Annotated in this window: 19 protein-coding genes; 7 read left to right on the forward strand and 12 right to left on the reverse strand. The window is 65.4% G+C overall.

What is annotated here, in order from left to right:
* Positions 1-28 precede the first annotated feature (28 nt).
* From AC1RCO_RS10920 to AC1RCO_RS10950, 7 genes are all read right to left on the reverse strand, one after another.
* Positions 29-1,039, reverse strand: a complete 1,011-nt coding sequence (locus tag AC1RCO_RS10920) for a chemotaxis response regulator protein-glutamate methylesterase (protein WP_011059482.1) — start codon at positions 1,037-1,039, stop codon at positions 29-31.
* Entirely contained in the window at positions 1,036-3,366 is a 2,331-nt protein-coding gene (locus AC1RCO_RS10925) for a hybrid sensor histidine kinase/response regulator (RefSeq protein WP_011059481.1), read from the reverse strand. Before AC1RCO_RS10925 ends, AC1RCO_RS10920 begins: the two co-directional genes overlap by 4 nt.
* Positions 3,363-4,049: a chemotaxis protein CheW gene (locus tag AC1RCO_RS10930; protein WP_015634305.1), complete on the reverse strand. Its 687-nt coding sequence runs from the start codon at positions 4,047-4,049 to the stop codon at positions 3,363-3,365. The genes AC1RCO_RS10925 and AC1RCO_RS10930 overlap by 4 nt, the downstream gene beginning before the upstream one ends.
* A complete protein-coding gene (locus tag AC1RCO_RS10935; RefSeq protein WP_492617694.1) occupies positions 4,046-5,320 on the reverse strand; it encodes a CheR family methyltransferase in 1,275 nt (424 codons plus the stop codon). The genes AC1RCO_RS10930 and AC1RCO_RS10935 overlap by 4 nt, the downstream gene beginning before the upstream one ends.
* On the reverse strand, positions 5,317-5,853 hold the full coding sequence (locus AC1RCO_RS10940; RefSeq protein WP_011059478.1) for a chemotaxis protein CheW: 537 nt from the start codon (positions 5,851-5,853) through the stop codon (positions 5,317-5,319). The genes AC1RCO_RS10935 and AC1RCO_RS10940 overlap by 4 nt, the downstream gene beginning before the upstream one ends.
* Positions 5,853-7,475: a methyl-accepting chemotaxis protein gene (locus tag AC1RCO_RS10945; RefSeq protein WP_065364560.1), complete on the reverse strand. Its 1,623-nt coding sequence runs from the start codon at positions 7,473-7,475 to the stop codon at positions 5,853-5,855. The genes AC1RCO_RS10940 and AC1RCO_RS10945 overlap by 1 nt, the downstream gene beginning before the upstream one ends.
* 216 nt (positions 7,476-7,691) lie before the next feature.
* A complete protein-coding gene (locus AC1RCO_RS10950) occupies positions 7,692-8,417 on the reverse strand; it encodes a tellurite resistance TerB family protein (protein ID WP_011059476.1) in 726 nt (241 codons plus the stop codon).
* A 272-nt stretch (positions 8,418-8,689) separates the two neighbouring features.
* Between AC1RCO_RS10950 and AC1RCO_RS10955 the strand changes: the two genes are divergently transcribed.
* The 4 genes from AC1RCO_RS10955 to AC1RCO_RS10970 all read left to right on the forward strand — a co-directional run bounded on the left by AC1RCO_RS10955 (position 8,690) and on the right by AC1RCO_RS10970 (position 11,947).
* Complete coding sequence (locus tag AC1RCO_RS10955) at positions 8,690-9,100, forward strand: hypothetical protein (protein WP_053149228.1); 411 nt, start codon at positions 8,690-8,692, stop codon at positions 9,098-9,100.
* Positions 9,090-9,533 carry a hypothetical protein gene (locus tag AC1RCO_RS10960; RefSeq protein WP_047284078.1) on the forward strand — a complete coding sequence of 148 codons (444 nt, stop codon included), beginning with the start codon at positions 9,090-9,092 and terminating at the stop codon, positions 9,531-9,533. Before AC1RCO_RS10955 ends, AC1RCO_RS10960 begins: the two co-directional genes overlap by 11 nt.
* A gap of 50 nt (positions 9,534-9,583) precedes the next feature.
* Entirely contained in the window at positions 9,584-10,606 is a 1,023-nt protein-coding gene (locus tag AC1RCO_RS10965) for a hypothetical protein (protein ID WP_401402592.1), read from the forward strand.
* Between the two features lie 147 nt (positions 10,607-10,753).
* Positions 10,754-11,947, forward strand: a complete 1,194-nt coding sequence (locus tag AC1RCO_RS10970) for a DUF418 domain-containing protein (protein WP_492617695.1) — start codon at positions 10,754-10,756, stop codon at positions 11,945-11,947.
* On the opposite strand, the gene AC1RCO_RS10975 is transcribed toward AC1RCO_RS10970, so the two are convergent.
* On the reverse strand, positions 11,944-12,477 hold the full coding sequence (locus AC1RCO_RS10975) for a GNAT family N-acetyltransferase (protein WP_011059471.1): 534 nt from the start codon (positions 12,475-12,477) through the stop codon (positions 11,944-11,946). The two genes, AC1RCO_RS10970 and AC1RCO_RS10975, sit on opposite strands and share 4 nt — an antisense overlap.
* Positions 12,478-12,677: 200 nt before the next feature.
* On the opposite strand from AC1RCO_RS10975, the gene AC1RCO_RS10980 reads away from it, so the two are divergent.
* Positions 12,678-14,297: a glucan biosynthesis protein D gene (locus AC1RCO_RS10980; RefSeq protein WP_011059470.1), complete on the forward strand. Its 1,620-nt coding sequence runs from the start codon at positions 12,678-12,680 to the stop codon at positions 14,295-14,297.
* Between the two features lie 160 nt (positions 14,298-14,457).
* On the opposite strand, the gene AC1RCO_RS10985 is transcribed toward AC1RCO_RS10980, so the two are convergent.
* From AC1RCO_RS10985 to AC1RCO_RS10995, 3 genes are all read right to left on the reverse strand, one after another.
* Complete coding sequence (locus AC1RCO_RS10985) at positions 14,458-15,564, reverse strand: NADH:flavin oxidoreductase/NADH oxidase (protein WP_011059469.1); 1,107 nt, start codon at positions 15,562-15,564, stop codon at positions 14,458-14,460.
* Positions 15,565-15,974: 410 nt separating this feature from the next.
* Positions 15,975-17,684, reverse strand: a complete 1,710-nt coding sequence (gene recJ / locus AC1RCO_RS10990) for a single-stranded-DNA-specific exonuclease RecJ (RefSeq protein ID WP_072451195.1) — start codon at positions 17,682-17,684, stop codon at positions 15,975-15,977.
* Between the two features lie 57 nt (positions 17,685-17,741).
* The gene (locus AC1RCO_RS10995) at positions 17,742-18,284 is read right to left on the reverse strand and encodes a YaeQ family protein (protein ID WP_011059467.1); all 543 of its coding nucleotides are present in this window, start codon (positions 18,282-18,284) and stop codon (positions 17,742-17,744) included.
* 219 nt (positions 18,285-18,503) lie between these two features.
* Here AC1RCO_RS10995 and AC1RCO_RS11000 point away from each other — a divergent pair, with 219 nt between their 5' ends.
* Both AC1RCO_RS11000 and AC1RCO_RS11005 read left to right on the forward strand, forming a co-directional pair.
* On the forward strand, positions 18,504-20,240 hold the full coding sequence (locus AC1RCO_RS11000; RefSeq protein WP_492617696.1) for a hypothetical protein: 1,737 nt from the start codon (positions 18,504-18,506) through the stop codon (positions 20,238-20,240).
* Positions 20,241-20,310: 70 nt separating this feature from the next.
* Entirely contained in the window at positions 20,311-22,029 is a 1,719-nt protein-coding gene (locus AC1RCO_RS11005; protein WP_065364565.1) for a tetratricopeptide repeat protein, read from the forward strand.
* 29 nt (positions 22,030-22,058) lie between these two features.
* Here the strand turns inward: AC1RCO_RS11005 and AC1RCO_RS11010 are convergent, their stop codons facing one another.
* Positions 22,059-22,748: a phospholipase D-like domain-containing protein gene (locus AC1RCO_RS11010; protein WP_011059464.1), complete on the reverse strand. Its 690-nt coding sequence runs from the start codon at positions 22,746-22,748 to the stop codon at positions 22,059-22,061.
* Between the last annotated feature and the right edge of the window lie 23 nt (positions 22,749-22,771).

The raw sequence follows: 22,771 nt of genomic DNA on the forward strand, positions 1-22,771 counted from the left end.
ACCTGGCCAGGACAGCTGCGTTTATCAGTCATTTGGCAAATATCTCCAGCAAACGTGGAGCGATCTTGTCCAGCGGGCGAATCTCTGAGGCGGCGCCGATGGCAGCGGCCGCCTTGGGCATGCCATACACCGCACTGCTGTTCTGGTCCTGGGCGATGGTCAGATAACCCTGATCACGCATCAGCTTCAAGCCCTGGGCGCCGTCACGGCCCATGCCGGTCAGCAGCACCCCCACCGCATCGCCATTCCAGAAACTGGCAACGCTCTCGAAAAACACATCGATGGAGGGCCGGTAGATCTCGTTCACCGGCTCGGCGGTATAGGCCAGGGTGCCGTTCTTCAATAGACGGATATGATGGTTGGTGCCCGCCAGCAGGACCTTGCCGCTTTGCGGCGGCTCGCCTTCCCGGGCCAGGCGCACCTCCAGGCCGGAGGCACTGCTGAGCCATTCGGCCATGCCTGCGGCAAACACCTGATCAACGTGCTGGACCAGCACGATGGCGGCGGCAAAGTCCTTTGGCAAGCCCTTGAGCAACACTTCCAGAGCCGCCGGCCCACCCGCGGAGGAGCCAATGGCCACCAGGCTCTGGCGTGGCGCACCGCTGCGCAGTGGCTGGGGCGCAGAACGCACCCGGCTGCCGCGCTGGCCGATCAGCCAACCGATATTGAGGATCTTGCGCAACAGTGGCGCCGCCGCTTCCTGGGCATTGCCCGCGCCCAGGGCCGGAGTGTCCACCACATCCAGCGCGCCGTGGCCCATGGCTTCGAACACCCGGTGCACATTCTGCTGGCGATCGACGGTGACGATCACGATGGCGCACGGCGACTCGGCCATGATCCGCCGCGTGGCCTCGACGCCATCCATCACCGGCATGATCAGGTCCATGAGAATCAGGTCCGGGGTCAGTTCGGCACAGTACTTCACCGCTTCCGCACCATTGGTGGCGACCCACACCACCTCGTGGCTGGGGTCGAAGGCCAGGGCACGGCGCAGGGCCTCCACGGCCATGGGCATGTCATTGACTATCGCTATCTTCATGCCCGCGCTCCTCCAATCAGTTCCACCACTGCATCCAGCAGGGCGTCGTCATGGAAACTGGCTTTGGCTAGATAATAGTCGGCACCGGCATCCAGTCCACGGCGCCGGTCTTCCTCACGGTCCTTGTAGGACACCACCATCACCGGCAGGGACTGCAGGCGATTGTCACGACGCAAGAGTGTGACCAATTCAATTCCATCCATTCGCGGCATGTCGATGTCGGTGATCAACAGGTCGAAGCTTTCCGAACGCAAGGCATTCCAGCCATCCATGCCATCCACTGCCACCGCCACGTCGTAACCGCGGTTGATCAGCAGCTTGCGTTGCAATTCACGCACCGTCAGCGAATCGTCCACCACCAGAATACGCTTGCGCGCGGCCTGTGCGTGCTGCTGATGGTTGCGCGCAATGCGCTCCAGACGCCCGGTATTGAGCAGTTTGTCCACCGAGCGCAGCATGTCCTCTACATCCACGATCAGCGCCACCCGGCCGTCATCGAGCAGGGCTCCGGCGGAGATGTCCTGAATCTTGCCCAGGCGGTCGTCCAGCGGCAGCACTACCAGGGTGCGCTCGCCGATGAAACGCTCCACGGCGATCCCGTACACCGCATCGCGCTCGCGGATCACCACCACTTTCAGAGTTGGCGCGCTTTCCTGGGTTGCCGGCCGCTGCAGCAACTGGCTGGCGGCGACCAGGCCGACATGCCGGCCTTCGTGCCAGAAATGCTGGCGCCCTTCCACCTGGACGATGGCCTCGGGCTCCAGGTCGCACATGCGTTCGATATGGGCCAGCGGGAAGGCGTAGGCCTCGTCGCCGACCTCCACCACCAGGCTGCGTACCACCGACAGGGTCAGCGGCACCTCCAGGTGGAAACGGCTGCCCTGGCCAGTGTCCTGTTCCAGCACCACCGCCCCGCGCAGCTGACGCACCATGTGCTGCACCGCATCCAGGCCGACGCCGCGACCGGAGACCTCGGTGACCTTGTCCCGCAGGCTGAAGCCCGGCAGGAACAGGAAGGTCAGCAACTCTTCCTCACTGAGCTGGGCCGCGGTCTGCGCCGGCGACAACTGGCGCTCGACAATGCTCTGGCGCAAACGCTCCAGATCGACCCCATTGCCGTCGTCACTGAGTTCCAGCACCAGCAGACCGGCCTGGTGGGATGCCCGCAGGCGAATCACCCCTTCCGCCGGCTTGCCCGCCAGCAGGCGCTGCTCCGGCAGTTCGATGCCGTGATCGACGGCGTTGCGCAGCAAGTGGGTCAGCGGCGCTTCGAGTTTCTCCAGCACATCGCGGTCGACCTGGGTCTTCTCCCCCTCGATCTCCAGGCGTACCTGCTTGCCCAGGCTGCGACCCAGGTCGCGAACCATGCGCACCTGGCCGGTGAGTACGTCGGCAAAGGGCCGCATGCGGCAGGCCAGCGCGGTGTCGTAGAGCACCTGGGCGCGCTGGCTGGCCTGCCAGCCGAATTCGTCGAGCTCGGCGGTTTTCTCCGCCAGCAACTGCTGGGATTCGGCCAGCAGGCGCCGCGCATCCGCCAGGGCCTCCTGAGCCTCCAGGCTCAAGGCATGTTCCTTGAGGTGCAGGTTGAGGTTTTCCAGGGCGGTCAGGCTGTTGCTCTGGATCCGCCGCAGGCGCTGCAAGGTGGCCAGGTAGGGCTTGAGCCGCTGGGTTTCCACCAGGGATTTGCTCGACAGGTCCAGCAGGCTGTTGAGACGTTCGGCCGTGACCCGCAGCACCCGCTCGCCGCCTTCAGTCATGCGCTTGCCCGGGCGAGCGGGCTCATGGGCGGGTTCGCTGGCAGCCAGCAGCACGGGCTCGGCCTCGGCCTCGGGCTCGCCCAGGAACGCTCCATGGGCTTGCACCGGGGCTTGCGGTTGTGCGATTGGCAGCTCCGGTACTGGCGGTTCCGGCATTTGCGCCGCCGGCATCGCGGCCCCTGGGGTCAACAGGCGCTCCATCAGGGCCACGTACAACGGGATGTCCGCGGCGACCAGCTCCGCACCGCCCGGGGTGGCGATGCGCATCAGCAGATCGGTGCCCTGCAGCAGGGCATCGATATGCTCGGGCTGCAGGTACAGCCGCCCTTCCTGGGCGCTCACCAGGCAGTCTTCCATCACGTGGGCAACGCTGACCCCGGCATCGACCCCGACAATCCGCGCCGCGCCCTTGAGGGAATGGGCTGCGCGCATGCAGGCTTCCAGCTGGTCGGCCTGGGTCGGGTTGCGCTCCAGGGCCAGCAGCCCGGTGCTGAGCACCTGGGTCTGGGCTTCGGCTTCCAGGCTGAACAGCTCCAGCAGCGAGGCGTCGCGCATCTGATCGGGGGTCATGTCAGGCTCCGGGTCACGGCCGCGAGCAATTGCTCTTCGTCCAGCAGGCGCAGGCTGCGCCCCTGCCATTGCAACACGCCACGGGTGTACTTGGCATTGGCCTGCTCGCCGGAGGCCGAGGCGCCGTTGAGGATGCGCTCGTCGATGGCGTGGATGCCGTGCACTTCGTCCACCGGCACCACCACCGGGCCTCCGGCGGCGCCGATGATCAGCATGCGCGGCATCACCCGTCCTCCCGCCGGCGCGGCCGGGGAAGGATCCAGCCCCAGAAGCTCGGTCAGCGACAGGCAGGCCACCAGCGCCCCGCGGACATTGGCCACCCCCAGCAGGGCGCGCGAGCGCTGGTGCGGCAAGGAATGAATCGCCTGCTGCGGTGCCACTTCCAGCAGGCAGCGGGTCGGCAGGCCCAGCCACTCTTCGCCGAGGCGGAACATCAGCAGCGAGCGAGTGACCACATCGCTGTCGGCCTCCAGCACCACCGAATGCTCGCGGTCCTCCTGGCGCAACGAATAGCGGTCCAGCAGGCGGGTGGCGGCGGCCGAATACACCGAGCAGTTGCGGCAATGAATGTGCTCGGCCAGCAACGGGCAGGACTTGTCGCCATGGATACCGATGCGGTTCCAGCAATCATCGATGGCCTGCGCATCTTCACGGGTGACGTCCAATGAATAGGGATGGCTCATCGTTTCAACTCACTGTCGGCAGAGCGAACGCTGCGGGCCGCGCGCTCCTGCAATCGTTGGGCCCCGGCCACATCACCCTGGGAAGCCAGCAGCGCGCCCAGGTGCGCCAGGGCTTCGGGGTGCTGGGGCGCCAGGTACAGGGCCTTGCGGTAGTAACCCTGGGCTTCCATGGCGTTGCCGGCCACATCACTGAGCAGGCCCAGCCAGTAGAACACCTGGGCCACCGGCTCGTGCTGCTGCAAATAACGCTCGCAGGCGGCACGGGCCTCGGCGCTCTTGCCCTCGTTGGCCAGGGCGGCAATGGTGGCCAGCAGGCTGGCGGCATCGCTTTCCATCAGCGCGCCGTCGCTCAACGGCGCCGCTACCGGGCGCCTGGCGAACGGCCGTGGGCGCGGCGCCGGGGGCACCACGCTGCGCACGGGAACCGGCAGCGGCAAGGGTTGCGGCAGCACCACCGGGGCCGGCTCGGGCTCATGGTGGCGGCTGAAGGCGAAGGACTGCGAGATGCCGATGGAGCGCATGCCCAGGCGGCCCAGGAGGCTGCCTTCGGCGGGGCCGATGAACAGCACGCCCTCTTCATGGGTCAGGCGCTTGAGCACCTCGAACACCTGGCGCTGGGTCGGCTGATCAAAATAGATCAGCAGGTTGCGGCAGAACACGAAATCGAAGGCCGGTTCACTGGCCAGCAAGCCCGGATCCAGGACATTGCCCACCTGCAACCGCACCTGCTCACGAACCCGCTCGCTCAGGCGATAACGCTCGCCTTCTTCAGGGTTGAAATGCCGCTCGCGAAACTCGATGGGCTGGCCACGAAAGGAATTCTTGCCGTACAGCGCAGCCTTGGCCCGCTCCACCGACAACGGGCTGACGTCCAGGCCGTCGACCTTGAACTGATGCGGCGCCAGGCCGCCATCGAGCAGGGCCATGGCGATGGAATAGGGCTCCTCGCCGGTGGAGCACGGCAGGCTCAACAGGCGCAGGGCCCGCATGCCCTTGATCTGCGCCAGCCGCGCCTTGGCCAGCTTGACCAGGGTAGCGAAGGATTCCGGATAGCGGAAAAACCAGGTTTCCGGAACGATCACCGCTTCGATCAGGGCCTGCTGCTCATCCCGCGAGCCTTGCAGTTTCTGCCAGTACTCATCGCTGCTGCGGGCATACAGGGCATTGCAGCGCTGGCGTACCGCGCGCTCTATGATCGCCGGCCCCACGGAGGCGACATCCAGGCCGATACGTTCCTTGAGGAAATCGAAAAATCGTTGCTCCTCGCTCATCGAGGCTCCTCAAGCGATGCCGGATCCAGGGGCACGGCGGGAAACAGCAGCTCACGCACCTTGAGGGGCAGCAGGTCGTCGACCCGCACCCATTGCAGCAGGCCCTGGGCGTCTTCGCGCACCGGCCCCAGGTATGGCGCCTGGCGGTTGTCCAGGCCATAGGGCTGGAACTGCGCCGGGTCGCAGCGCAGGGTGTCGTTGGCCTGCTCCAGCAACAGCCCGAGAATCCGCGCCGGCTGCCCGGCATCACCGCGGTAGTGCACCAGCACCAGCCGGGTACTGGTGCGCAACTGCGCCGGGCGGCCGAAGGTCAGCTCGCACAGGTCGATGACTGGCACCACCACGCCGCGATAGGCAAACACCCCGGCCACCCAGGACGGCGCCTGGGCAATGGGCTTGAGCTGCAGGCGCGGCAACACCTCCACCACATCCACGGCCTGCAGCGCATAGCGCTCCTGGCCGATGCGGAACACCAGGAACAGAGCATTCCTGGCGCCAGTTGCGCCGTTGCGCTTGTGCGCGAGCTCATCCATCAGACTTTGAAACGCGAAACGCCGCTGCGCAGCCCCACCGCCACCTGGCTCAGCTCGTCAATGGCAAAGCTGGCCTGGCGCAGGGACTCGACGGTCTGGCTGCTGGCATCCCCCAGTTGCACCAGGGCATGGTTGATCTGCTCGGCACCCGTGGCCTGGGCCTGCATGCCCTCATTGACCATCAACACCCGCGGAGCCAAGGCCTGGACCTGATGGATGATCTGCGACAGCTGTTCACCCACCTGCTGCACCTCGGCCATGCCGCGGCGCACCTCCTCGGAAAACTTGTCCATGCCCATGACCCCCGCCGACACCGCCGACTGGATCTCACGGACCATCTGCTCGATGTCATAGGTGGCCACTGCGGTCTGATCCGCCAGGCGCCGCACTTCAGTGGCGACCACGGCAAAACCACGGCCGTACTCGCCGGCCTTCTCGGCCTCGATGGCGGCGTTGAGCGACAGCAGGTTGGTCTGGTCGGCGACCTTGACGATGGTCACCACCACCTGGTTGATGTTGCCGGCCTTCTCGTTGAGGATCGCCAGCTTGGCGTTCACCAGGTCTGCCGCGCCCATCACCGAGTGCATGGTGTCTTCCATGCGCGCCAGGCCCTGCTGGCCGGAGCCGGCAAGCACCGAGGCCTGGTCGGCGGCGCTGGACACTTCGGTCATGGTGCGCACCAGGTCCCGGGAGGTCGCGGCGATCTCCCGCGAGGTGGCGCCGATTTCCGTGGTGGTGGCGGCCGTCTCGGTGGCGGTGGCCTGTTGCTGCTTGGAGGTGGCGGCGATCTCGGTCACCGAGGTGGTGACCTGCACCGAGGAGCGCTGGGCCTGGGACACCAGGGCGGTGAGCTCGGTCATCATGTCGTTGAAGCCGGTTTCCACGGCGCCGAACTCGTCCTTGCGGTCCAGGTTCAGGCGGCCGCTCAGGTCACCGGTGCGCATGATTTCCAGAATGCTCACGATGCGGTTCATCGGCGCCATGATTGCGCGCATCAGCAGCAGGCCGCAGAGCCCGGCAGCCAGCACCGCCAGCAGCAACGACACGCCCATGCTGACCTTGGCCGCGGCCACTGCATCGTCGATGGCGGCGGTGGCGGAGTCGGCCACGGCCTTGTTTTCGCTGATGATGTCGTTGAGTTTCATCCGCCCGGCGGTCCAGGCCGGGGTCAGTTGCTCATTGAACAGGCGGATTGCCTCGGCCTCCTGGCGACGCTGGTGCAGATCGAGCACGGCGGCCTGGATGCGGTTGAACTCCTGGTGGTCCTTCTCGAAGGCATCGAACTCGCTCTGGTCCTCGCGGCTGTTGATGGTCTGCTTGTAATTGGTCATCTGGGTCTGCAGGCGTTCTTCGAAGGCCTTGAAGTCCGCCTTGTCCTCGGCGCTGATGTCCTGATTCTGCTTGAGGCCGATGATTTCCTGGGTCTGCAGGTAGGTGTCGACCCAGGCGCTGCGGATCATCGAACTGAAATAGACCCCGGGCACCGCGTCATTGCGCATGCGCTCTTCACCGGATTCGATCTTCAACAGCCGCGAGTACGAGACGACGACCATCAACAGCATGATGGCGATAATCACCGCAAAGCTCGCCAAAATGCGTTGGCGCAACGTCCAGTTCTTCACAGTCAGTCCTCGAGGCCATTCAAAAATGTGGGGAGTATAGCCGAGGACGATGCAGGTTTTATGGGTGGTTTAGCACCACGGTTGGCACTTTCGATAAATTTGTGCACCCGCTCTGGATGGCGGCTCAGCGGCGGTTTTATCACCCCTGCCAAGGCAATTCGGCAAATCCACCCGGCAGAACCGCCATCCGTGGCGAACGGCACTCCCAGCGCCGCTTCAGAGATTGTTCTGGCGCACCTGGTTCTCCAGTTCGGCCTTGAGCCCCGGCGCCAGTTGCAACTGGCGCGCCAGCTCGTCCAGGTAGGCTTTTTCCATGAAGTGCTCTTCATCCACCAGCATCACGCTGGCCAGGTACATTTCCGCGGCCATTTCCGGCGTGCTCGCGGCCCGGGCGACGTCCGCCGGGTCCAGGGGCTTGTTCAGTTCACTGTGCAGCCACTGCTGCAATTGCGGGTCGTTGTCCAGTTTGCGGAACTCGCCCTCGATCAGCGCCCGCTCGCGCTCGTCCACATGGCCATCGGCCTTGGCCGCCGCCACCAGCGCCTTGAGGATCGCCTGGCTGTGCAATTCCACCTGCTGCGCCGGCAGGCGGTCCAGGGTCTGGGGTTCGCTGCGCGGGGCGGCGCCCTGCTGCGCCTGCCAGTTGCCGTAGGCTTTGTAGGCCAGCACGCCGAGGGCCGCGAGACCGCCGTAGGTCAGGGCCTTGCCTCCGTACTTGCGGGCCTTCTTGTTGCCCAGCAGCAGGCCCATGGCCCCGGCTGCCAAGGCACCGCCACCGGCGCCGGAAAGCAGCCCACCGAGGCCGCCGGACTGGCCACCGAGCAAGCCGCCGAGGCCGCCCTGCGAGCCCTTGCCGTGCTCCGCCGGCGCTGCGCCTGCCTTGTTCTGCAGCATTTCCTGGCCGGACCTGAGTAATTGATCGAGCAATCCACGGGTGTTCATCTGCTGCCTCCGGAAAATAGGTGTCATGTCGACACATAAGGCTGTAAGCCTAGAGAGAAGTGCCCGGGTCGATGCGGCGATAGTGCTTCTGAATGTTGCTTTGCCCGGCCTGGAACACCGGCGTCGCCCCACTGGATTGGCGCCCCGAGTTACGGCACTATCCGCCTCCTGAAAAGCACCGGCGCCACTGCCCGGGCTCACCCCAAACCTTCCGGCAGCAAGGATGCTCCCATGCCCCGTGACAACCCCACCACCGCCTGCGAGTGCCGCCCATGAGCCTGGACGCTGCCAGCCGTTATCAGGTGACGCGAATCCTCACCGGCCTGGTGCCCCATTGCCTGCCACCGCTGCTGTTCTACTACGCCCATGTCTGGGGCATACCGGTGTACCGCAGCCACTTCGGCGCTCTCGCCAAGGGCTTCGGTCTGGGGATGATGGTGGAACTGCTGCTGCAACTGCTGATCGTCGTCAGCTTCCTGCTGGTCCTGGTGCCCCAGCTCAAGGTCAAGCTGGTCCTGATTGGCACCCTGGCGCTGTTCACCGCCTGGGCAATGTTTCCCGACCATCCGATACGCGGCTACGTCTACTGCTTCCTGATGACCGTGCCGCCATTGCTGGCGATCTGGCTGGCGCAGGGTCTGTGCCGGCTGTGCCTGCCCAGGGAGCAGTTGCATGCCCAGTAGAAACACCCCAATTGCGCGCTTCTGGCTGGCGCTTGTACTGCTGATCATGGGCCGCCCCTGCCTGGCCATGAGCCTGGAGCAGCAGTTCGCCGGGCTTGCCGACTGCTCCATGGAAAACGTCTACCTGGACGCCAGCGACCACCAGCCCCGGGGCGCGTACTTCAGCGAACGCCAACTGCAGCCCTGCGAGCTGGACGAAGCCGCCCGCTATTGCGTCGACGACCAGTACCACGGCCTGGCAGTCAGCGCGGTGATGATTCCCTATCGCGGGCCGTTCTCGGTCCACGCCCTGTATCTCAAGGACAGTGTCGACAGCGTGCGCCAGCACCTGGGAACCGCCTTCTTCGGTGATGGCCGGGAACGCCCGCTGCTCACCGAAGACCGCCATACTCCCGGCAGCTCGGTGCTGTATTGCGACCCGCAAAGCCAATGAGCCTGCTTGCCCACATGCCTGTTCTGTATCGCCCCCGGATGACCCTGCCGATGCCCACCCCCCGTCGCTGTTTGCACCTGATCGCCCTGAGCCTGATGCTCGGTGCCGCCGCCCAGGCCGCCGCCGCACCTGCCTGCCCGTCCAGCGACCTGAAGGTCTTTGCCCAGGCCTTTGCCAGCAGCCCGGAACTGCAGCAGGCATTCACTGCCGTGCCACTGGTCGAGCAACGGCCGATCACTGACGAGCGCGGCCGGGAAGTCACCGCGCGCTACAAGCTCACGGGCGACACCCACCACCTGTTGACCCTGCTCGCCCCCAAGGCCCAGGCCGAAGCTGGCCTGCAGACCTTCTGGGAGGGCAATACCCTGGTGGTCAACGATCCCCTGGGCGATGTGGTGCAAGCCTTCGTCTTTGAACAGGGTGCCTGCTGGCAACTGGTGCGCGTCGAGCAATGGTCCATGGACGAATTGCTCACACACAACGCCCCCGCAGGCGAAAGCGCCCTGCAGCGACAGATGCGCAAGGCTGACCTGTTCCTGGGCTACGGTGGACGCGAGCAGTACCCGCTGACCGCGTACTTCTTCGAGCTCGGGCAACGCATCCTGCTCGATGCCGCCCGCCACGGCTCACCCAAGGCCGCGGTGCAGGCGGTCAGCCTCGGCTACTCGGGCATGGCCCCGGCGCTCAAGCCGGGGGAGCCGGAAGAACTGCTGCTGCCCTACGCCAAGACCGATGCCGAGGCGGCGCTGATGCTGTCCATGTACTACTGCGACCCAGTCGGCGATGGCTCGATCACCCAATGCCAGCAGCCGCGCAAGTCCGAAGAGCTGGTGCTGCGCACCGCCAGGGAACTGGATTCAGGCAGCGCCTTCTACTACCTGGGCAGTGGCTATGCCGATGGCCAGTGGGGCGTCACCGACAGACCCAGGGCCCTGGCCTGTCACCAGGAAGCACTCAAGCGCGGTGACCTGCATAGCCTCTGGCCGCTGACCTGGTGGAGCAAAAAGAATGAGATGCCGGCCAGCGGCGCCCAGTGCCTGGAACCTTCAGCGCCCGCCCAGGCGGGAAGCTGAGCCCGCATCTTGACGCTTTTTAACAAAATCCCCATAGCTGCGCCCCGGCCTGATCGGGTTAATTGAGCCTCTGGCTCGATCAACCCCGGAGGTCCGTTCCATGCGCTGTACCCCGCTTTCATCACCGCTGTTGCCGGTACCCCGCAGATGACGGCCTCCGGAGCGACGCAAGCAGCGCGCCTGGAGCAGGTGGACGCCCTGCGCGGTTTCGCCCTGCTGGGCATCCTGGCGGTGAATATCTGGTCCTTCGCCGATCCGTACTACGCCTCGTCGGTGAGCAACCCGGGCTACGCCAGTAGCCTTGACCACCTGGTTCGCTGGCTGGTGTCGGTGTTCTTCGAGACCAAGTTCTACCTGCTGTTCTCGTTCCTGTTCGGCTATAGCTTCACCTTGCAGATGACCTCCGCCGAACGCTCGGGGGAGCGCTTCGTGCCGCGCATGTTGCGCCGGCAACTGGCCTTGCTGGTGATCGGCCTGATCCACGGCGCCCTGCTGTTCTATGGCGAAATTCTCTCGCTGTACGCCGTGCTGGGGCTGGTCCTGCTGATGCTGCGCGGCTTGTCGGTCCGCTGGGCGGCGGCCCTGGCCGCACTGTTGATCAGCGGCACGGCGGCGCTGTTCCTGCTGTTCGGCATCACCCTGCTGGAGGCCGGCCTCTACACCGGCGCCGCCGATGGCGGGCCGGTACTCAAGGACCTGGCCCTGAGCGGCAGCGCCCTGCAAACCCTGGCCTACAACGCCTCGCACCTGCTGGAAACCGCCTCGGCGCTGTGGCTGCTGCAGGGCCCCTGCACCCTGGCAATGTTCCTGCTGGGCTATGTGGCGGGGCGCAACAAGCTGCTGGTGGCGCCCTACGCCTTCGAACCGCACCTGGCACGGCTGCTGAGGATCAGCCTGCCGCTGGGCCTGGGTGGCGCCCTGCTCTACGGCTACTGGCCGGCCTATGCGCCCGGCGGCGGCCTGGAAGTGCTCGGCTACGGCATCAGCCAACTGACCGCACCACTGCTCTCGGCCAGCTACGCCATGCTGCTGCTCAAGGCCTTCGGCTCGGCCCCGGGCCAACGCCTGTGCCGACGGCTGGCGCCACTGGGGCGCATGTCCCTGAGCAACTACCTGCTGCAATCGCTGATTCTGGGGCTGCTGTTCACCGGCTACGGGCTGGGGCTGGTCAACCACTTGCCGCCGCTGTGGATTGTGCTGCTGGTGGTTGCCATCTACCTGCTGCAGATGCAGCTCAGCACCCTGTGGTTGCGCAGCCACCAGTACGGCCCCTGCGAGTGGCTGCTGCGGGCCGTGACCATCGCGGCCTGGCCAAGCTGGCGCAAGCGCCTGGCGGCCTAGGCCAGGCGCAGGTACAGGTGGATGTCCTCGGGCTCGATGCGCAGCAGTTGCGGGTCGGGCGTGGCCAGCAGTTCGCAGCCCAGGCGCATGTAGAAATCCACCGTATGCCGCGACGGCGTGGCCGACACATACAAGCCCTGCCCCCCCAGGACCAGGGCCTGCTCCCGGGCCAGCGCAAACAACTGCCGGCCCAGGCCAAGGCCGCGATAGGCCTGGCTCACATGGAGGAACTTCAATTGCCGCAGATCCAGCCCGGCACAGGCGATCGGCAGGCAATCCACCACCACCGCGGCCACCAGCGCCGGGCCGTCGAACACCCCGTACAGCCAACCGCCACGCCGGTAACACTGCTGCAAGATCAATGCATCATGCTCGGCCTCGCCCTCCGGCCAGCCCTGCACCACTTCATGCTGGGCGTAGCAGCTCAATTGCCCATTGCACAGGCGGTAGAACTCATCGATGACCTCGGCGCGGTCGATCCATTTGAGCAAGGGGATATCGTCTTCGCCGAGCAAGCGCGGGTGCAGCATGGGAGCAGTTCCTGAAGGGGATCGGGCGGTTACCAATGGACACAAGCTAATCATTTTTCTGCCCCTGGCGAACCGTTTATTCTATCCGGCGTCTGTTTATAGTCCGTTGCGTTTGGCCGATGGCATGACCGAACCACCCCTCGCGATCCCCCCACGCAGCCAGGAACGGCTTGGGATCTTTCTCTGATCAAGGTTCAACCATGCACCGCAGGAATCTCCTCAAAGCCTCCATGGCCCTGGCGGCCTATACCGGCCTCTCGGCCAGCGGCCTGCTGGCCGCCCGCGCCTGGGCCGGCGCCGCTGATGGCCAGGCCCAGGCGTTCGATTTCGAGCAGCTCAAGGCCCAGGCCAAGCAACTTGCTGCCAGCCAGTACGTGGACACCAAGCAGGTGTTGCCGCCCACCCTGGCGAAGATGACCCCGCAGAACTTCAACGCCATCCAGTACGACAGCAAGCACTCGCTGTGGAACGAGTTGAACGGGCAGTTGGACGTGCAGTTCTTCCACGTCGGGATGGGCTTCAAGCAGCCGGTGCGCATGCACAGTGTCGACCCCAAGACCCGCCAGGCGCGGGAGGTGCACTTCCGCCCGCCACTGTTCAACTACCAGAACACCAGCGTCGACACCGCCCAGCTCAAGGGCGACCTGGGCTTTGCCGGGTTCAAGCTGTTCAAGGCCCCGGAACTGGACAAGCACGACGTGGTGTCCTTCCTTGGTGCCAGCTACTTCCGCGCAGTGGACGCCACCGGCCAGTACGGCCTCTCGGCCCGTGGCCTGGCCATCGACACCTACGCCAAGCGCCGCGAGGAGTTCCCCGACTTCACCCAGTTCTGGTTCGAGACCCCGGACAAGGACAGCACCCGCTTCGTGGTCTACGCCCTGCTGGACTCGCCGAGCGCCACCGGTGCCTACCGTTTCGACATCGACTGCCAGGCCGAACGCGTGGTGATGGACGTCGACGCCCACATCAATGCCCGCACCGCCATCGAGCAACTGGGCATTGCACCGATGACCAGCATGTTCAGCTGCGGCACCCATGAGCGGCGCATGTGCGACACCATCCACCCGCAGATCCACGACTCCGACCGCCTGGCCATGTGGCGCGGCAACGGCGAGTGGATCTGCCGCCCGCTGAACAACCCGGCGAACCTGCAATTCAACGCTTTCGCCGACAAGGACCCGAAAGGCTTCGGCCTGGTGCAGACCGACCACGAGTTCGCCAGCTACCAGGACACCGTGGACTGGTACAGCCGCCGCCCGAGCCTGTGGGTCGAGCCCACCACTGCCTGGGGCGAAGGCAGCATCGACCTGCTGGAAATCCCCACCACCGGCGAAACCCTGGACAACATCGTGGCCTTCTGGACCCCGAAAAAACCGGTGGCCGCCGGGGACTCGCTGAACTACGGCTACAAACTCTACTGGAGCGCCCTGCCGCCCGTGGGCACGCCCCTGGCGCGAGTACACGCCACCCGCTCCGGCATGGGCGGTTTCGTCGAAGGCTGGGCCCCGGGCGAGCATTACCCGGAAGTCTGGGCGCGGCGCTTTGCCGTGGACTTCACCGGCGGCGGCCTGGATCGCCTGCCAGCAGGCACTGGCATCGAGCCGGTGGTCACCGCGTCTAACGGCGAGGTCAAGGACTTCAATGTACTGGTGCTGGACGAGATCAAGGGCTACCGCATCACCTTCGACTGGTTCCCCACCAACGACAGCGTCGAACCGGTGGAGCTGCGCCTGTTCATCCGCACCAACGACCGTACCCTGAGCGAGACCTGGCTGTACCAGTACTTCCCGCCGGCGCCGGACAAACGCAAATACCCGTGACCTGCTGACAGCCCCGGCCCGCCCTACGGGCCTCTTCGCCGGCAAGCCGGCTCCTACAGACCACACCGCCCCCGTAGGAGCTGGCTTGCCAGCGAAGGCAGCCTGAAGCCAGGCACAAAAAACGGCCCGCACGGGCCGTTTTTTTTACATCGGCAAAAGCCTAATCGCGCAAATCCGACTCATGAATCGGCTGGTCCCTGTGGGTCGCCCGCTGGTACTGCGCCGGCCAGATCGCCTTGCGCCCGCCCAGGTCGTCATCGGCATGCAGCGGCCAGTAAGGGTCCCTCAGCAGCTCCCGGGCCAGGAAGATGATGTCCGCCTGACAGGTGCGCAAAATATGCTCCGCCTGGGCCGGTTCGGTGATCATCCCCACGGTCCCGGTGGCAATCCCCGACTCCTTGCGCACTCGCTCGGCAAAGCGCGTCTGATAACCCGGCCCGGTGGGAATCTCGGCATTGGCCGCGGTGCCTCCGGACGACACATCGATCAAATCCACCCCCAGGTCCTTGAGGCGCCGCGCCAGCTCCACGGTCTCGTCCGGGTTCCAGCCGTCTTCCACCCAATCGGTGGCCGACACCCGCACGAACAGCGGCAGCTCCTCGGGCCACACCGCGCGTACCGCCTCGGTCACCTGCAGCACCAGGCGAATGCGGTTCTCGAACGAACCACCGTATTGATCCTGGCGCTGGTTGCTCAGGGGCGAGAGGAACTGATGCAGCAGGTAGCCATGGGCAGCATGCACTTCCACCACCTTGAAACCGGCCTCCAGCGCGCGTTTGGCGGCCGCGACGAAGGCCTGGATGACTTCGCCGATCTGCCCTTCATCGAGCTGGGTCGGCGGTGTGTGCTGCGGGTCGAAGGCAATCCGCGAGGGCCCCACCGGCACCCAGCCGCCGTCCTCGGGCTTGACGCTGCCGGACTTGCCGAGCCAGGGCCGATGAGTACTGGCCTTGCGCCCGGCATGGGCCAGCTGGATACCCGCCACCGCGCCCTGGGCGGTGATGAAACGGGTGATGCGCTGCAAGGGTTCGATCTGCGCGTCGTTCCACAGGCCCAGGTCCTGGGCGGTGATCCGGCCTTCGGCGGTAACCGCCGTGGCCTCGGTGAAGATCAACCCGGCGCCGCCGACGGCGCGGCTGCCCAGGTGCACCAGGTGCCAGTCGTTGGCCAACCCGTCCACCGACGAGTACTGGCACATGGGCGACACGGCGATGCGGTTGAGAAGGGTCAGTTGACGCAGGGTATAGGGTTCAAGCAGCAGACTCATGGGGCACCTCTCGGTCAATGGTCAGGCTCCAGGGTTCTGTTTGAACGGTCGACGAGTGACTGCGAAGTGAAGCGCCCGCCCCCGCGGGTAGAAGAATGACAAAAGGTCACAAGGCCAATCAGACAGTGCTTAGAGACTAGTCGACAACACTGTCGCCGGCAGGGTTCCTGATGCATGCCCGGGCAAAAAAGGCGCTGCTCCCCTTGTAGCCGCTGCCGCAGGCTGCGATCGGCTGCACAGCAGACGTGGGGCTTCAAAGGCCCTCAGAGGTCGGCGCAAGATTGCCGGCAAGGCCCTGCGGGCCTTTTCGCAGCCTCGCCACAGGCTCGGCAGCGGCTACAGGGGTTGCCAGCAGAGGCGGGGGAAGGTGGTGGGGACGCACAAGGCAAGGCCCGGCGCCCTGTCGCAGGTCAGCGCGGTTCGATGTGGGCAATCATCAACTGCACGGTTTCCTGGCCACGGAACTCGTTGAGGTCGAGTTTGTAGGCCAGCTCCACCCAGCGGATGGTCGGGTTGGGCCAGACTTCGCGGTCGATGCCGAAGGCAATGCCGTCCAGCTTCAGCGAGCCGCATTCGCTGCGCAGCACCACTTTCAGGTGGCGTTCGCCAACGATGCGCTGCTCCACCAGTTCGAACACGCCATGGAACATCGGCTCGGGGAAATGCTGGCCCCAGGGGCCGGCGTGGCGCAGGGCGCGGGCCAGTTCCAGGTGGAACTCTTCCACGGCCAGGGTGCCGTCCGACAGCAGGCGCCCGGTGAGGTCTTCTTCGCGCAGCTGGCGCCGCACTTCTTCGTCGAAGGCCTCGGCAAAGGCCGGGAAGTTCTGCTCCGGCAGCGACAGGCCGGCGGCCATGGCATGGCCGCCGAACTTGCTGATCAGTTGCGGATGGCGCGCGGCCACGGCGTCCAGGGCGTCACGGATATGAAAGCCCGGCACCGAGCGCGCCGAACCCTTGAGCATGCCGTCGCCGGCATCGGCAAAGGCAATGGTCGGCCGGTGGTAACGCTCTTTCAGGCGCGAGGCGAGAATCCCGATCACCCCCTGGTGCCAGTCGGCGTCGAACAGGCACAGGCCGAACGGCATCGACTCCACCGGCAGTTCCTTGAGCTGGGCCAACGCTTCGCGCTGCATGCCCTGCTCGATGGATTTGCGGTCCTGGTTCAGTTCGTCCAGCTGGGCGGCCATGGCCCGAGCGGCGGAAACGTCGTCGCTGAGCAGGCACTCGATACCCAGGCTCATGTCGTCCAGGCGCCCGGCGGCGTTGAGCCGCGGGCCGAGGATAAAGCCCAGGTCGGTGGAGGTGATGCGCGAATGATCACGCTTGGCCACTTCGAGAATCGCCTTGAGCCCCGGCCGCGCGCGACCGGCGCGAATCCGCTCCAGGCCCTGGTGCACCAGGATGCGGTTGTTGGCGTCCAGGGGCACCACGTCCGCCACGCTGCCCAGGGCCACCAGGTCCAGCAGCTCGCCGATGTTCGGCTGCGGCCGGGTTTCATAGCGCCCCAGGCTGCGCAGGCGTGCGCGCAGGGCCATCAGCACATAGAAGATCACTCCGACCCCGGCCAGGGCCTTGCTCGGAAACTCGCAGCCCGGCTGGTTGGGGTTGACGATGGCGTCCGCCGCCGGCAGTTCATGGCCGGGCAAGTGGTGGTCGGTGACCAGCACTTGCAAGCCTGCTGCCTTGGCCGCCGCCACGCCCTCGACACTGGAGATGCCGTTGTCCACGGTGATCAGCAGCTGCGGTTCGCGCTGCAGGGCCACGGCGACGATTTCCGGGGTCAGGCCGTAGCCGTATTCAAAGCGGTTGGGCACCAGGTAATCGACATGGGCCGCGCCCAGCAGGCGCAGGCCCAGCAGGCCCACGGTGCTGGCGGTGGCGCCGTCGGCGTCGAAGTCGCCGACGATGAGGATGCGCTGGCGCTGGTCCAGGGCGGTCACCAGCAGGTCCACCGCGGCATCGATGCCCTTGAGCTGCTGATACGGGATCAGCCGCGCCAGGCTCTTGTCCAGCTCCTCCACCGACTGCACGCCACGGGCGGCGTAGAGGCGGGTCAGCAGTGGCGGCAGATCGCCGAGAAAGGGCAGGACGGCGGGCAACTCACGGGGTTCGATACGCATGGGCTAACAGCAACTTCTCTGGGGGGACGGTGGATCGTTCAGGGGCAGAGCGGGCGATCAGCCGCGCTCGCCCAGCAGCCATTCCAGCTGCACTTCGTGCTGGCCGCGATCATCGGTGACGAAGATCGTGCCTTCGCTGATCATCACGTCCCACTTGATGACGCGCGGCATGTCCTTGGCCAGGGTCTCGAGGACTTCCTGGGGCACGCCGGCGATATTGAGGTTCTTCAGGTTCTTCACCGCGTCCAGCACCCGGGTCTGCCAGACCCGCAGGCTGCCGTAGGCCAGGAGGCTGGTGCGTTCGGTGCGGCGCGAGCACCAGGTCAGGCGATCGGCGTCCGGCTGGCCGACTTCGATCCAGTGCAGCACGCGGTCGTCCAGGCTCTTTTCCCACAGGGCGGGTTCATCCACGTCCGACAGACCCCGACCGAACGACAGGTGCTCGTTGTACCAGAAGGCGTAGGCCAGCAACCGTACGGTCATGCGCTCTTCGGTTTCCGAAGGGTGACGGGCGATGGTCTGCTTGACGCTTTCATAGACCCCACGATCGAGGTCGGTCAGGTTCAATTCGAATTTGTAGGTGGTGGACGGCTGGGCCATGTGCGGGCTTCTTGAGTGTGCGAAAAGGCGGCAAGTCTAACCCGAAACCTGCCGCCCTGCCCGACCGCTGACCGGGCCGCCCCCGCCCTGGATGACATCCGCTGAAACGCATTGGCTGGGTAAAGTCGGTTGCCAGCCTGTAGCCATGGCTTTATAACCCCGCGCAAACCGGCTGACGCGCACCGCGCCAGAGCCGCTGTGCAATAGAAAAGGACGTCCATGACCCTCTTTGTCACCCTGCTCGTCATCGTGTTGCTGTTCATCGCACTGATCCTGTACTTGCGCCAGAAATCCGCGGACCAGCAGCAGTACCTGGAACAGACCGGCAACCTCACCGCCCAGATCAATCAGACCCTGCTGATGAGCAAGGCCGAGCCGCAGCTGGCCCTAGAACTGGCGCTGCAACTGCCGGAGGGCGAAGCGCAGCAGTTGGCCCTGCAACTGGTGGCCAGCGAGCTCTATGTAGCTGGGCACAAGGCCCAGGCCACGGCGATCTACCAGCAACTGCCGCCTCACGCTCGGGAATACGTGCTCAATACCCTGATTGAAACGCTGCTCGACAGCCAGGATACCCAGGCCTGCCTGGAGCTCCTGGAGCACTGGGGCGAATCCCTGCCCAGCTGGCCGCTGCTGCAGGTGCCAATCCTCCAGGCCCGCGGTGAACAGGAGCGCGCCCTGGCCCTGATCGGCGAGCTCGGCGACCCGAAAAACCCTGCGGCCCATGAACGCCAGAGCATCGGCAATCTGCTGATGCTGTCGCGCCTGCAATTTCAGGCGGGCATGCAAGACGCCGCGCTGATCAGCCTCGAACAGGCCTGGGCGAGCTTCCAGCAACCCGGGCAGGAGCGCTATCACACTGTGCTGCGCAGCCTGTTCGACGCGTTCGCCACCCAAGGGCATGCCGAGCGGATTCTGGCCCACTCGGCCGAACTGCCGGCCGAGGAACAGGTGCAGGCGCTGATCGCGCTGTTCGATGCCGGCCAGGTGGAGCCGGCCTTCAGCTTGCTGGCCGACAACGGCACCCTCTACTCCTCGACCTACAGCGACCTGATGGACTCGGCCCTGAAACGCCAGCCAACCGAAACCGCCCTGCGCCTGCTGGACCTGACCCCCGAGATGCACCAGCACAGCCTGCTGCTGCAACTGCTCAACCATCTGGCGGCCCAGGGCCAGACCGCCGAAGCCGAGGCCCTGCTGCAGGCGCGAGCCAGCCACGAGTCGCAGCGTCCGGGGCTGATGCTCAACCTCTGCGATGAGTTGCACCAGGCGCAGCCGCAATGGACCACAGCCCTGCTGGCCCAGGCCCTGCAACTGATCGACGGCTACAAGAATGAACATGAGTTCTACAACAGCTTGCGCATGCAGGCCCTGCAAACCCAGCTACTGATGCAAAGCCACCTGCCAGCTCATCGCCGGGACAGCTGGCTGGTGCGCAGCAGCATCGAGGAAATGCACCGCCTGCGCCAGCAGATGCCCGGTGACGAGCAATTGCTGCACCTGTGCGACCAGGCCAAGCTGCTGCACGCCCTGGACCAGACCGCCCAGGCCAGGTCCCTGCTGGAGCAGGCGGTGCAGCTACTGGATGGCGAGCCGCTGCCGGATGTGGATGAGATGGACGCCCGCTTCTACCTGGAGGACATCGCCAGCGCCTACCTGAACATCGACGATGTACAACAGGCCCAGGCCCTGCAGGACCGGCTCAACGCCGAGGATTCGGGCAGTCGCATCCTGGAAGAGGAACTGCTGCTCAACCATATCCAGCATCAGCGTTACGCCCAGGCCATCGAGGGCCTGAACCTGGGCATCCTGCTCAGTGACAAGAAGCCCCTGTCGCTGCTGTACCAGGCCCTGGAAGACCTGCAGCAGCGTGCCCCCGAACGTGCCGGCGAGCTGAAACAGCAGCTGATGGCGCGCATCGCCAACGGCCAGATCTGGCTCAGTTCCCAGACCAACTGACGCCCCCCCGGTTGCGCGCCCTTGGCGGGGCGCGTCACCGGCCAACAGCCGCACCCGAGGAAGATTCATCATGGAAGTACTTGTCATCCTGCTGCTGATTACCGGCGTGATAACGCTGCTGGTGGTCTATGCCAACAAGCGCAGCGCCGGCAATGACCTGGGCATCACCCTGGACGAGGCGGCGCAGATCAATCGCGCGGCGCACCTGAGCGCCATCGAACCGCAAGTGGGCCTGCAACTGGCCCAACGCCTGACGGGCAAAGCCCGGCAACTGGGGCTGTTCCAGATGCCCGCAGCGCTGTACCGGCAGGGGCACCCGGAACAGGCCCTGGAAGTACTGGCCGAGCTGGATGAAACCTACCAGCCCATGGCACTGAACCAGTTGCTCGAAACCCTGCTCGACAACGACGGCCCGCAGGCTGTGCTGGGCTTGCTGGAGCGCCTGCATCAACCCCTGCCGTCAGCGCCCTTGCTGCGCATCCCGCTGCTGCTGGCCAAGGGTGAACACGAGCAGGCCCGCGCCTTGCTGGTGACCTTCGGCGTCAACCAGCTGAGCCCGGACTCCCCCGGCGAGCACCGGCAGTTGGCTGCCCTGCAACGCAGCTTGGGCCTGGCCGACGAGGCTGCCATCAGCATCGGCCTGGCCTGGCAACTGCTGCTCAAACAGCCGGTCAACGAACTGGACCCACACGAGATAGAGCAGACCCTGCGCGAGTACCGTGCCCAGGGGCAAGATGCGCAGTTCCCGGCCATGGCTGCGCAATTACCCGGATCGGCTCGGATCATCGTCGTGACCCTGCTCATGGAAACCGGGGAATTCGAGGCCGGGTTCGAACTGCTGGCGCAGGCCCCCGAGCCCGAGGACTACTTCGGCTACCCGCCGCTGCTCAAGCTGATACTGGACGCCAACCGCCCGGATCTGGCTCCACGGCTGATCGCCCAGATACCGGAAAGTTACGCCAGCGATCTACTGCTGAGCCTGTTGAACTGGCATGTCGGGCGCAATGAAATGGCCGAGGCCGAGGCGGCCTTGCAGGCCTGCGCCGTTTCGCCCTCGCAGCGTATCTGGTGCCTTGTCTGTCTGTGGGGGACCTACGTCGAGGAACACTCGCAATGGTGCGCCCATCTGCTGGAGCAAGCCTTGCTGGCACTGGAGACCTTGCGTGGCGATGAGCAATGGCCGTGGTTGCGCCTGCTGATCCTGGAAACCCAACTGCGGGTGCAGGCCGACCTACCGCGCCTGCGCCGCGACAGCTGGCTGATCCGCAACAATCTGGAGGAAATGGCGCGCCTCAACACCCAGCTCGAATACGCCGATCGACCGATGAAACTGGCCTTGCAGGCCAAGCTGCTGCACGACCTGGAGCAGACCCGGCAAGCCGGTGAACTGCTGGACCAGGCCGTGCAAGCCCTCGACGACAGTCAGAATGCGCCTCTGGATCCAGCGGAAAAAAACTTCTTCCTGGAACAGCTGGCGCTGAGCTACGTCTACATCGACGACCAGGCAAAGGCTGTCGAACTGAAAGCTCGCCTGGAGCAGCAGGCGGCCTACACCCACCAGTTGAGCCAGGCCATGGTGCTCAAGCACATCCACGAGCAACGCTTCGACGAGGCGATTGCCGGGCTGGAACCGAGCAACCTGTTTATCGGCGAAAACCCGGTGCAACAGTTGCACCTGGCCCTGGAAACCCTGCGCCAGAGCGCCCCGGAAAAAGCCCAAGGGCTGTGCCAGAAGTTGATCGACCACCTGGCCGCCGAGAGCGCCTGGGGCCAGCCGAACGCCGCCTGAGGCCGCGTCAAGGCCCGCCGCTGCACGCCTTAACGCGGCGCGTAGCGGCTCCAGAGTTCGTTGAACTCCTTGAGGTAACTGGCCACCAGTTGCGGGTGGTCGATCACCAGCAGGTTTTCCTCATTGCCGGTGGTGGCGCTGCGGGTCCAGTTGAAGCTGCCGTTGAGCAGGGTCCGGCCATCGAACACGGCGAACTTGTGGTGCATGTGGAACGGCGTGTCGTCGATCCGCACCGGCACCCCGGCCTCGCGCAGCGCGGCGATATCGCTGCCGACATCGAACTGCTTTTCACTGTCGCTGATCACCCGTACGGCCACGCCGCGCTGGTGGCAGGCGCGAATTTCGTCGCTCAGTTGATCGTCGGAAATGGTGAACACGCAGATATCCACCGAGATTCGGGCCTGGCGGCACAGGTCGCGGATCTTGCGCCGGCAGTCTTCGCCGGGGCTGAAGTGGGCGCTGGCCATGTCCCGCACCGGGGCGCTGTTGGCGTCCAGGGTCTTGATCACTTGTTCCAGCCACTTCAACGCCGGCAGCACATTGACGCTGTCCGCCAGCGCCAGCTCGCGTACCAGGTCAAAGGCACGGTTACGCATGTAGCGCACCTGGTCCTGGCCCAGTTCGCTGCCCAGCTGGCGCAGCTCGTCCCGCTCTTCGTTGCTCAGTTTCAGGTCCAGCACGCTGTCGCGCAGTTGCTGGTCCAGGTGGGCAAAATCCATGTCGTGATCCTTGGCTGTTCGCC

This window comes from Pseudomonas sp. GW823-FHT03E05, assembly GCF_058796855.1.